Source organism: Acidithrix ferrooxidans (genome assembly GCF_000949295.1).
Taxonomy (GTDB): Bacteria; Actinomycetota; Acidimicrobiia; order Acidimicrobiales; family Acidimicrobiaceae; genus Acidithrix; species Acidithrix ferrooxidans.
The window spans coordinates 1-9,786 of sequence record NZ_JXYS01000137.1 but is presented as its reverse complement, the minus strand read 5'-3'; the positions used below and the strand labels follow the sequence as shown (position 1 = coordinate 9,786).

10 protein-coding genes and 1 pseudogene are annotated in these 9,786 nt (G+C 46.9%); 7 read left to right on the top strand and 4 right to left on the bottom strand.

Going from position 1 to position 9,786, the window contains the following annotated elements; translation table 11 throughout:
• Positions 1-51: 51 nt before the first annotated feature.
• Together AXFE_RS21840 and AXFE_RS19655 are read left to right on the top strand one after the other, a co-directional pair.
• Entirely contained in the window at positions 52-699 is a 648-nt protein-coding gene (locus tag AXFE_RS21840) for an IS1634 family transposase (RefSeq protein ID WP_052607154.1), read from the top strand.
• A 112-nt stretch (positions 700-811) separates the two neighbouring features.
• Entirely contained in the window at positions 812-1,033 is a 222-nt protein-coding gene (locus AXFE_RS19655) for a hypothetical protein (protein ID WP_152626202.1), read from the top strand.
• A gap of 836 nt (positions 1,034-1,869) precedes the next feature.
• Here the strand turns inward: AXFE_RS19655 and AXFE_RS17295 are convergent.
• Positions 1,870-2,346, bottom strand: a complete 477-nt coding sequence (locus AXFE_RS17295; protein ID WP_052607153.1) for a hypothetical protein — start codon at positions 2,344-2,346, stop codon at positions 1,870-1,872.
• Between the two features lie 204 nt (positions 2,347-2,550).
• Here AXFE_RS17295 and AXFE_RS17290 point away from each other — a divergent pair, with 204 nt between their 5' ends.
• On the top strand, positions 2,551-2,799 hold the full coding sequence (locus tag AXFE_RS17290) for a hypothetical protein (RefSeq protein WP_052607152.1): 249 nt from the start codon (positions 2,551-2,553) through the stop codon (positions 2,797-2,799).
• On the opposite strand, the gene AXFE_RS17285 is transcribed toward AXFE_RS17290, so the two are convergent.
• From AXFE_RS17285 to AXFE_RS17270, 3 genes are all read right to left on the bottom strand, one after another.
• Positions 2,766-3,440 carry a class F sortase gene (locus AXFE_RS17285; protein ID WP_200891356.1) on the bottom strand — a complete coding sequence of 225 codons (675 nt, stop codon included), beginning with the start codon at positions 3,438-3,440 and terminating at the stop codon, positions 2,766-2,768. The genes AXFE_RS17290 and AXFE_RS17285 overlap by 34 nt on opposite strands.
• Positions 3,433-4,548, bottom strand: a complete 1,116-nt coding sequence (locus AXFE_RS17280) for an ice-binding family protein (protein WP_052607151.1) — start codon at positions 4,546-4,548, stop codon at positions 3,433-3,435. The genes AXFE_RS17285 and AXFE_RS17280 overlap by 8 nt, the downstream gene beginning before the upstream one ends.
• 689 nt (positions 4,549-5,237) lie before the next feature.
• A complete protein-coding gene (locus AXFE_RS17270) occupies positions 5,238-5,798 on the bottom strand; it encodes a hypothetical protein (RefSeq protein WP_152626201.1) in 561 nt (186 codons plus the stop codon).
• A 1,280-nt stretch (positions 5,799-7,078) separates the two neighbouring features.
• Here AXFE_RS17270 and AXFE_RS20600 point away from each other — a divergent pair.
• The 4 genes and pseudogenes from AXFE_RS20600 to AXFE_RS21755 all read left to right on the top strand — a co-directional run.
• Positions 7,079-7,249 (top strand): hypothetical protein, encoded by a 171-nt coding sequence (locus AXFE_RS20600; RefSeq protein ID WP_200891355.1) that lies wholly within the window; start codon positions 7,079-7,081, stop codon positions 7,247-7,249.
• 947 nt (positions 7,250-8,196) lie between these two features.
• The gene (locus tag AXFE_RS17245) at positions 8,197-8,382 is read left to right on the top strand and encodes a hypothetical protein (RefSeq protein WP_052607145.1); all 186 of its coding nucleotides are present in this window, start codon (positions 8,197-8,199) and stop codon (positions 8,380-8,382) included.
• 525 nt (positions 8,383-8,907) lie between these two features.
• Positions 8,908-9,345, top strand: coding sequence for a transposase (locus tag AXFE_RS21760; RefSeq protein ID WP_052606661.1), 438 nt, complete (start codon positions 8,908-8,910; stop codon positions 9,343-9,345).
• A 60-nt stretch (positions 9,346-9,405) separates the two neighbouring features.
• A pseudogene (locus tag AXFE_RS21755) lies at positions 9,406-9,708 on the top strand (hypothetical protein); the annotation flags it as partial.
• Positions 9,709-9,786 lie beyond the last annotated feature (78 nt).

Sequence of the window (9,786 nt, the reverse complement as noted above, 5' to 3'; positions counted from 1 at the left end):
TCAGCGATCTCTAGTCAAGCTAACGAGAGATTCTTAGNAGATATCACTTCGTTGAATACCTCAATCACAAAGGGTTCTATATCTAAGACCACAGTTGTCTCAGAGCGTATCGGACGCATCAAGGCCAAGTACCCAAGTATTGCTTCCAAATACGAGATATCCCTTGAATATCATCAAGACCATGGCAAGATCATCAAAAAGAGACGCTTTGACAAAGTAATCAATCTCACTATTACAGAAAAACCCACAAAAGCCAAAGATGATAATCTCCAAGGAGCCTACGTCATAGACACCAGCCATAGCGAGCTAGATGCAGGTGAGATCTGGAATATCTATACGACTCTCACTAAAGTAGAAGATGCCTTTAGATCCCTCAAGAGTGATCTTGGACTTCGACCGGTCTATCATCAACTAGCTAGCCGAACTGCTGCTCACCTCTTCATCTCAGTACTTGCCTATCACCTCCTTAGTGCCATTGAGCTGACCTTGAGGCAAAATAACGATAAGAGAAGATGGTCAACCATCAAAGAGCAACTCAACAGTCACCGCCGAGCCACCATAGTTCTTACATCAGATAAAGGCGTTGTCTATCACATCCGCACTAGTGGTGTTTCTGAGCCGGTTCACAAAGAGATCTACCGTCTCTTAGGAGTTAGTGATCCCCTTAAACGGATAAAGACCATTGCGACGCATTTGTAGTGTCCCAACGTAAGACCACATACTCAACTAGCTGGGAGAATAGGTTGATTTTCGGAAAGATGGGCTAGCGCTTTGATGTAACGGTGACGCCAGCTGGTGGCTATATCGGGGAGTGAGCCGTAGGTATACCCATTTCGTTTGCGAGGCCGCCCCGATAAACCAACCCGAAGGAGCGCCAGCTGGCCTTTCGGGAAAGCCGTTGGCACGAAGAGCTGTATTGCTTGCAGTGAGTGAGTCAAAGTTAGGTGAGGGTGGAGTAGGTGTTACCAGAACCCTCCCTAACTGGAGCGAAGATGGCCTAAGGATTCGAACTAGAAGCTACAGTCGCCGGTGACGCAAGAGCAGTGCCGCTCCCGGCGAACGCTACTAATAGCCCCCGGATAATGGCAAACTTCATTGATGACCCCCGCTGATAGCATCTACGAGAAGTCTCGTCGGGTATTGAGATAGATGTTAACGCTTGAGAGTGCGGTCTGTCTGGATAGTGAAAAGATCCAGTAGGTTGCCTTACTCTACCAAGGGACCCGATGCGGCTTCTGTCCCCAGGTAATGTTGGCACTTAGCGAAACCGATTGTCGTTACCCCGTCAGAACCGCACTTTAATCTTGGTGTTTTGCTCTTCGCAACCAGGACAGCAATGGTCAGGCGATCCATTGGCACCGAAGAACACGTTGGTAGTGTTCGGGTACGAACAATGAGATCAACACGGTCAGCCAATGCTTAGGGGGATCTCTATGTACGCTTCACCCAACTTTTCACCCAACAATTGTGTCCGAGAACGTCCGACCCAGTCCGAGGTTGTCTCACCGCCCTTGCCGAAACGCCTCGATGAGCTGCAAAAATGAGACGTACTCGGACATATTGACTACCAGTTCGGACACTTTGTGAACACCTCATAATCCCTTGGTTGTGGGTTCGCATCCCACCGGGCCTACCAGGTCAGGGCATGTTTTAACCCTGCGGACTAGCTGGAAAACCCGACAAGCCACACAAAGTGGCTATGGTGTCAGCGAAATGGGGGCTCCTTGCGACCCTGGGACCTTTGCAATAATTTGGTTCTCCATACGTGCCACTTTCGGATTATGAGCGCTTGTCTCATTTTCACTCCGCTCGACTTTCTCGCACTTCAGGTGGATCACATGGCGTTCATGACTCTATATGAGCTATAGGTTACCCGCCCGTAGTGGCAGGGTCGGAGTCATCAAGCTTGACGGGGACCCATCCTTGCTGAGCGTATCTGAACTGGAAAGTCCGAACAGGAAAAGTATTTGCGGTGACCCAGTGAGGCTCCCGAACCACTTCAACCGTTGGCCCGGTTCTTACCCACTTCACTATTTCGGTGTCCGGCGCTGGGAGTCGTGGCGCGGTTGCAAGACTCCATGTGGCCAATGAAAGAACATCGATCAAGGAGTTATGGAGAACCTTCCGGAGCTCCTCAGGGCGAGGGGAAGATCTTCCTGTCAATTGATGAGCGCGTTTGGAGTCTGTCAGTCGGACCAAGGCGTCAGTGTGACTATCGCTAATAGCTTCGATTATCCGAGTTACGGCACTGTGTGGATTGGAACTATCAAAGGAATCAGTTGCATTTGCGTACATGTTCGGATACTGCCCAATACCCAGGGTGGAGCCAATCAAGATACCGGCCAAAGGTGCGCGTCGTTCTACCCGGCGAAAGACATCGCTCTCTTGGATCTTCGGCGTCTTAATTCTTGGTTATGCACTTTTTGATAATGGAGGCTACCAGACTAGGGTTACCCCCTCAGCAACACAGCCTTACCAACACGGCCGGTACATCTGCCGTTGTCTCTGTGGTCAATATCATCCGGGAGCACTTCCTAAAAGTATTAATCATTGGAAGCACCAGATTTAATCGGCCCTGATGAGTTTGATCAGGTGGCGGTAGTCTTGTGTCTCAAGTCTCTTATTGTGGACAATCTCAAGCAAATCGACAATTTTTATCAAATGGCATTTGATTGGCTTTACCTAGTTTTTGTCAGTTATTTTGTCGAGATCCGATTCGTGACCTTGCTTTGTGGCAATTCATTCGAGTTGAATATTGTAGTTTCCTACAGCTTTGGTAAAGAAGCACTCACGAGTTGACTGAATACTACGATGTTGGATTCGTAACTTCCCGTAGCATGATCGAAGGTTCCACCGCAGGTAACTAGCTGAAGTGAGCGCGTGCCGTTTGAACCATAGACCAATTGATCGGGGAATGACGCTTTTGCATACTGGACGACTTTGGTAACTTCAAAGTTTGTTACAGTACCATCGGCTAGCACCAGTGTGATTGTGTCTCCGGCAACAAGAGATTTCAAATTGAAAAAAATACCAGGTCCGAGGTAGGAGTCTACATGGCCAAGAATAACTGATGACCCAATCTGCCCTGGTGTAGGACCGTAAATAAACCACCCTACCGTATGGGAGTTTGTAGGCACCATGACTTGGTGATTGGCCTGTAGTCCTAGCGTCCCGACATAGGTGTTGATGCCAATTGCCGGGATTGTGAGTTGGACCGGTCGAGCGCTCGGAATGGTCGCAAATTTAGAGGCCACTCTTTGCGGTCGTGGTGCGACCGCCTTGGCAATTACCACTTTGATTGGATCCCTCGTAGGCAAAGTGCCAACGAGGGAAACGACACCAATTGTCATGGCAACTGTGGCAATGCCCCACCAGATCCATTGACGAAATGAGTTTTTGTTTTGAGATATCCGATGGGCCGATCTACTTTGTTTAGCCATGTTGATGACGGGACCGCAAGGCAAACCCCGCCGCACCTAGGGCGATGATGATTGCGCCGAAGCCGATGATTCCCAATTGCATAGGACTGTTACCTGCAGTTCCACCTTTTCCGGTAGCAGGTGCACCTACAGGAATAACCCCGGATGCGTGCGCGGCAATTGGAGTAATTGTTGTAGCGGTAGCGGGTGTAGTTGTTGTAACGGTAGCGGGTGTAGTTGTTGTAACGGTAGCGGGTGTAGTTGTTGTACTAGCTGCAACCGTAGAGGTGGTGCTCGAAGTTGTGGTGCTCGAAGTTGTGGTTGCCGTAGGAGCCGTGGAGCAAGTCGGTATCGTGATTGAATTGGATTCGAGGGTTACCGCTCCGGTTTGGGCGAAAATGCGCCCGTTGACGGTTGCCCCGGTATTTAGGGTCACTGAAGTCAGTGCCAATATGGTTCCTGCGAAATTCGTAGTTGTACCGAGGGTCGCCGAACTACCAACTTGCCAAAAGACGTTACATGCCTGTGCTCCATTTTCTAACACTACAGTACTGGATGAAGCTGTCGTAAGAGTTGAGCCACTTTGAAAGATAAATACGGCGTTGGGGTTATTGCCAGCGTTTAGGGTTATTGTCCCTGTTAGGTTCAGAGTCGAGTTGTTATATGCCCCTGGCGTAAATGTCACTCCACCTAAAGTTCCGGCTGCTACGGTTGTCGCGCTTTGGCTTGCTGCAATGCCGTATGCGGCTGTCGCAGCAGTCTGTGCAGCTAGCGATGCTGAGTTATTGGCGTTGGTTGTACCTGTGTCGGTACCGGGTGGAAAACCGGTTATTGATGTGCCTGGAGATAGTCCAATATCTCCACTTATGACCGATGACCCGGTATTGGTAATCGTCGAACCCGCCACGACCGCATACGACGTAGCCGAGCCAAGGTTGAGAGCGGTCGCAGCAAATGCGGGGCTACTAGTTGAGGCCGTGAAGACTGCGAAACCCAAGATGCTCACACCCAGTGCGGTGAGTTTGGCGTGACGGTGTGGTAATCGTCTTGTTTGTCTGTTTAATCCTCGAACCTTCCAAAAATTAACAGGAGAAGAAGAGCCATTAGGGGCTAAGGGGGAAGTACTCATAGGATGCATCGCCTTCGGATCGAATTAAGTTCAACATCGACGATGTTGAAAATCGATTTCATTGACTCTAATAGTACATCAATTTAGGATCAATTACTTGAAATTGATAAAAGAGTTTCTAATTGTTCGAAATATCATAATTCGTAGGCCATTGTTTCGCAAGGCTGCAAATTCATAATCTTTTCAAACAAAGAATCGCCTACAACCTAAGGTACCTTCGAATTGAACGGGAGCATATATCGCAACAGCCGAAACTTGGAAGTTGGCAGATTGGTGACGTCAATATGCCAACAAATAGAAGGCGGAAGATGCCCATTTAAAAATGAGCCATATCGTCAAGGTGCGAACATATTACTTGTTGTTTATTTTGAATATCGTTAATATTTTATTGAAATTCCTTTGGCGATAGGCCAGGGGTAGATCAAAACCATCGTTTATATCGTGTTGATAATAAGTATTTTCTCATAAATGTTTAACTTTTATGCGATTGACGTGCCGTGTGAATTCGAGCGATATTTTTCGAATATTTTGGCTTGGTTGCCTGGCCTAAATGATCGAATGCTATTTTGTTGGAGGTCTAAAGTTTCAGAGCTTAGCTATAGCGATTTATTTATTTTCTGTCAGATCCTAAAACGATATCGCTTTGAGTCCAATGCTAAGCGACAAATTGGGCCTTTTGGCATTGGTTGTTAGAGGCTCTCCTTGAAAGCCGGCGTATCTAGTGGCCGTTTGAAGTATTGCCATGGATATGTTGTTCCAATCCACGTCCATCCATCGGCCTCCAGTCGCTTTCGATTTCCTGGAATTGGGAATCCGTCACGATGGTGCTCCCATTGCTGGTCGGATTTTTCAAGAAGGTGATATAGCCAACCGTAGCTAATCGAGTGCCACCCGTGAGCGCCAGCATCGGCTAATTTGGCCATCTCATTTAAGGCGGTAACTGGCTTTAGTAGTCGTTGGGTTGCACCTACTACCGGTGTCTTCGTAACCCTATAACGTTGCTGAGCAGCCTGTTTGGTGACGCCTAGCTGATCTCCAATCTCACTCCAGCTAACGCCTGCGTGGCGAGCTGCCAATACCGCTTGGGATAGAAGTTCTTGAGAGTGGTCTAAGCCGACCTGAGTTGCTGCGATTACTAACTCCGAAATAACTTCATCCTCTCTAGTTTTGTCTCGAATTGCGCTGTTTATGGCTTCTGTGATTGATTCACGTATCTGCTCGGCTACATGGTCGTCGATTTTTTTCATCATACCGTCAATTATAGATTGACAGATTCTATTTGTCAATCTATAATTGACGAACCATTTGGAACCCTTGACTCTGCTCTGATAGGTGATGTTGTGTTGTGTGGCGCTGATTTTACGGTCTTTGATTTCGGTTGGAGGTCAACAACTTTTCGGGCAGTATGACATTGTTATTGAGTGCCTGGATTTTCTGAGGAAGAATCGATAGGTACCCCAGCAGGGTCTATGAGCCAACGATCTATTCGAGTGATATGGATTCGGGTGGGTCGTATTTAGATAGTCGAAAGGGTAAAAAGTAAAGAGCTTTTCGTTTAGCGAATTGGGAGGCTGGTTATCTGGAATTAATGTTACGTGAGGCAATTGGTAAGTTATTTTTATTCATTACAATAAATGAATTGCGAAATTATCGTAAAATCATAGGTTCTTTCAAATGTCTCTTGGGCTACACATTCCTTGGTGGTCGATGCAAATTGTAATTGACCTTCATGGTAACGAGGTAACGAGTGTGAGTGTTTGACTTTCGTCAGAGGTGAACGCTTCAAAGTATTCTTATTAATTTTGATTTAGATTTCTGCGGCTGAAATATTTAGCAGGGTTAGGTTGAGGAATTTGAGCACCGCTTTTGGCCCATGGTGCCATGTTATCTTGACGCTAACACCAATAAAATGGTCGAAGTATCCTGATTTTTAAGTGGTAACTTTATCCTTAGTGAGCTGGAGATACTGATTGTTTTCAGGCGTATATTTGCGCATTTAGATTCGCAGCTTTGATGTTGCATGTTTGGCATTGCATTTGATCGAAGCCCCCGTGTTTGATAACCCAACTTGTACGTTCGTATCGCCTAGATCTGGAAGTTTTCAGCATCTTTGCTTCATAAAGGTTGGCATCCTAGTTCGGAGCTCTAGTTGTCTAGCCCTTGCTGCAGAGCGCAAGATTTTGATTAAATGACTTTGACGATAGTGATGTAAGAACCGGGGGATTGCTTGGTAGCCCGCCGAGGTTTTTCGGTATTTACCAGAATGTGGCATTTGGCGGAATGCCCCTGGTTTTAGCCCTGGGGATATAGCGTCCCACCGGGGCGAAGCGCCTACAACTGTGCTCAAACATTGCGCTGATTAGCCACCTACTGCTTTATGATTTCTAGCGGGGTGACGAAGACTCCTAGTGACGAAGACTAAGTCTTAGCTACAGGTCTAGCGAGGCTGTGGCCAAGACTTAGCAACTCAATGCGCTGCCTCAGAGACGACCAAGCTTTGATCTACTTTGACGAGAGGATCGATGCCATAGTGAATATTCCACAACTGGGGATCGACACTAACGAGGAGATGGAGTTGATTGGCCATGGTCTAAAGTCCACTTTGGCCCCTTCTTTGGCCCCTTCTTTGGCCCCTTCTTTGGCCCCTTCTTTGGCCCCTTCTTTGGCCCCTTCTTTGGCCCCTTCTTTGGCCCCTTCGTGATGCAAAGCTGAGTAATGATTTCCTCGAGCTAAGGCTCGATGAGTGCCTTACTTTAGATCATCGTCGGTAATTGATCTGTCGTACTTAGAACATGATAAATACAGCGCTAGACAATTTTTTGTTATTGGGTTGTTATTGGGTTTGATCTCCATATGAGCAAGCTATACACCGAAGTGTTATCACGCAAACTTGGCTCTTCCGCCATCTGGTACAACTACCGATTGCCTATTTCTAAAGATGCTGGGTCAAGACTGCAAGCCTAACGAGACAGTGCTGAATGAGAAAGTGCCTAACGAGACAGTACTGAATGAGACAGTGCCCGATGGGTCTGGAGCCGCTGTGTTCAAGAGTCCAAAGCAGCCTTTAGCACATCTACTCCTGAGAACAAGATTAGTGTGGGCCGGCAAAATTGTGTAAAGACCCCACCCATTGGCGATGCGAAAATGAGTGTTTGCCAAATGCTTCCTCAGTTACCCGGCAACAGACCATTTGAGACTTCGGACAAGCCAGGTCAAAGGCTTTCAACCGCACAAGGAGTGGATACCCCTCAAAGAACAGAACAAAAGGAACAGGACAAACCCGATCACCAGATCAACAACAAATAGGCATAACCTCTTACAGTTACATCTGGCTGGAGGCAATATCGCCCACCCGGTCTGGTCGCGTCCTTTTTTATCTGAGCCGTCTTTTCTAAGGAACTTTTCAAGACGGAGTTGGTGATTGGTGAGTGAGCTTCGTCATCTAAGTGAAACACGAGCCACTCCCCAAGAACGGAGCGATCATAGGGATTGATTGGGTAGTAAATGAGATTGCTACCATAACAGATGACACCTACGGCTTTCCTCATCATGAAAGACCAAAAACCTCCCAGATCCCTCTTTCTCGCTATCAACGCAAGATGGCTCGACGTAAACCCAGAGCGGACAATCAACTTCTAAGGGCTACCGATGCGCCAAGAAAAATATGCCGCCAAGACTTATCGCAGCGTCGCACAAAAACGACAAGTTGAATCATGTAACTACGCCAAGTTATTTGTGATGAACCACGACCAGGCCGCCATGGAAGAGTTAGAACCAAAATCTCTCGCTAAGACAACCATGGCTAAGAAGAAAGATGATGCTGTCATAGCGTAGCCAAGAGCAGACCGGATAGCGTAGCCAAGATCAGACCGGTGTTTATATGAATTAGAAGCACGCTTCAGGCCCACAACCCCTCCATCCAAGGTAGACGACTATCGGTTGCTTCAGCTGCACTGCGAGAACCAAGCACTCGCTTAGCATTGTCCCAACGAACCTATTCCTGTTATGTTTGTGGGTTAGGAAATTCAAGGGACAAGAATTCTGCGGCCATGATAGTCGTCTGGGCTGGTTTGAATGCGGCTGGTGTTGATGGCATAAGAGCTGAGTGTCCGCTGGGCATTCAAGCAGCCTGAGCCAGGAATCACCCGTATATCCGTGGGGTGGTTCAATGTTGCTCCAAGGTTCATTTGATTATCGTTTGTTTGAGGACTTTTAGGGATAATTCCTTTGCGTTAGATAACCATGGAAGATGAGGGTCAAGATCGTCTAGATCTTTGGATTTTATAGTTTCATACTTATCAAGTTTCGTAAGTTTCGCCTCCACCGAGACCAGATTGGAGCTAATCTTTAGTAGAACAGATGTTCGATAAAGGAGGCATGGTGGATATCTCAGGCTTTATGGTACGCTTCGCTTCAGAGGAAGCATGTGAAGATCATTTGATCAAATTGCGGTGGAAAGAGGGATTTAGATGCCCAAAGTGTGACTCTGACCAATTTACCTTAATCAGGCCAAACCATCGAAGAAATGCAGCATCTCGAGCTCCACTTTTTCAATGTAAATCTTGTCACCGTCAAACTAGCGTTACCTCCGGGACTATCTTTCATCGAAGCCATATCTCTTTATCCAAGTGGTTCTCCGCTATCTATCTATTGTCCAACGACAAGCGTGGTCTTTCGGCTACTACCATTGCTAAATTCGTTCAAGTATCTTATTCGACTGGCTGGTTGATGCTAAATAAGCTACGAAAAGCAATGGCTGACCGAAATGGTTTATACAAACTTGGAGAAAACGCCTGAGTAGATGAGTTCTTTTTAGGTGGTGAGAGCCATGGCGAAGGCAGAAGAGGAAAGGGAACAAAACAAACCAATGTCCTAATTGGAGTGTCGATTAGCAATGGTGCTCCTACTCATTGCTTCATGGAAGTAATCAAAGATACCACTGCTAAATCATTCAAAGATGTTTTTGTGAGACGTTTAGATTCCGATACCAAGCTGATAAGTGATGGTAACCCAAGTTACGGGGTATGTGCTGAAAGACCTTGGACTAGCGCACTGGTTCACTCTATCCAAAGACGAACAAGCACATGTAACATTCAAATGGCTCAACATCCTGATAGGGAACTGCNAGAAATTTATCGACGGAACATACCACGGACGTGAGGTAACATAATGCAACTTTACCTCAGAGGCAATTCGCATACCGATTCAACCGAAGGCACTTTGAAATGTCCTTGGTAG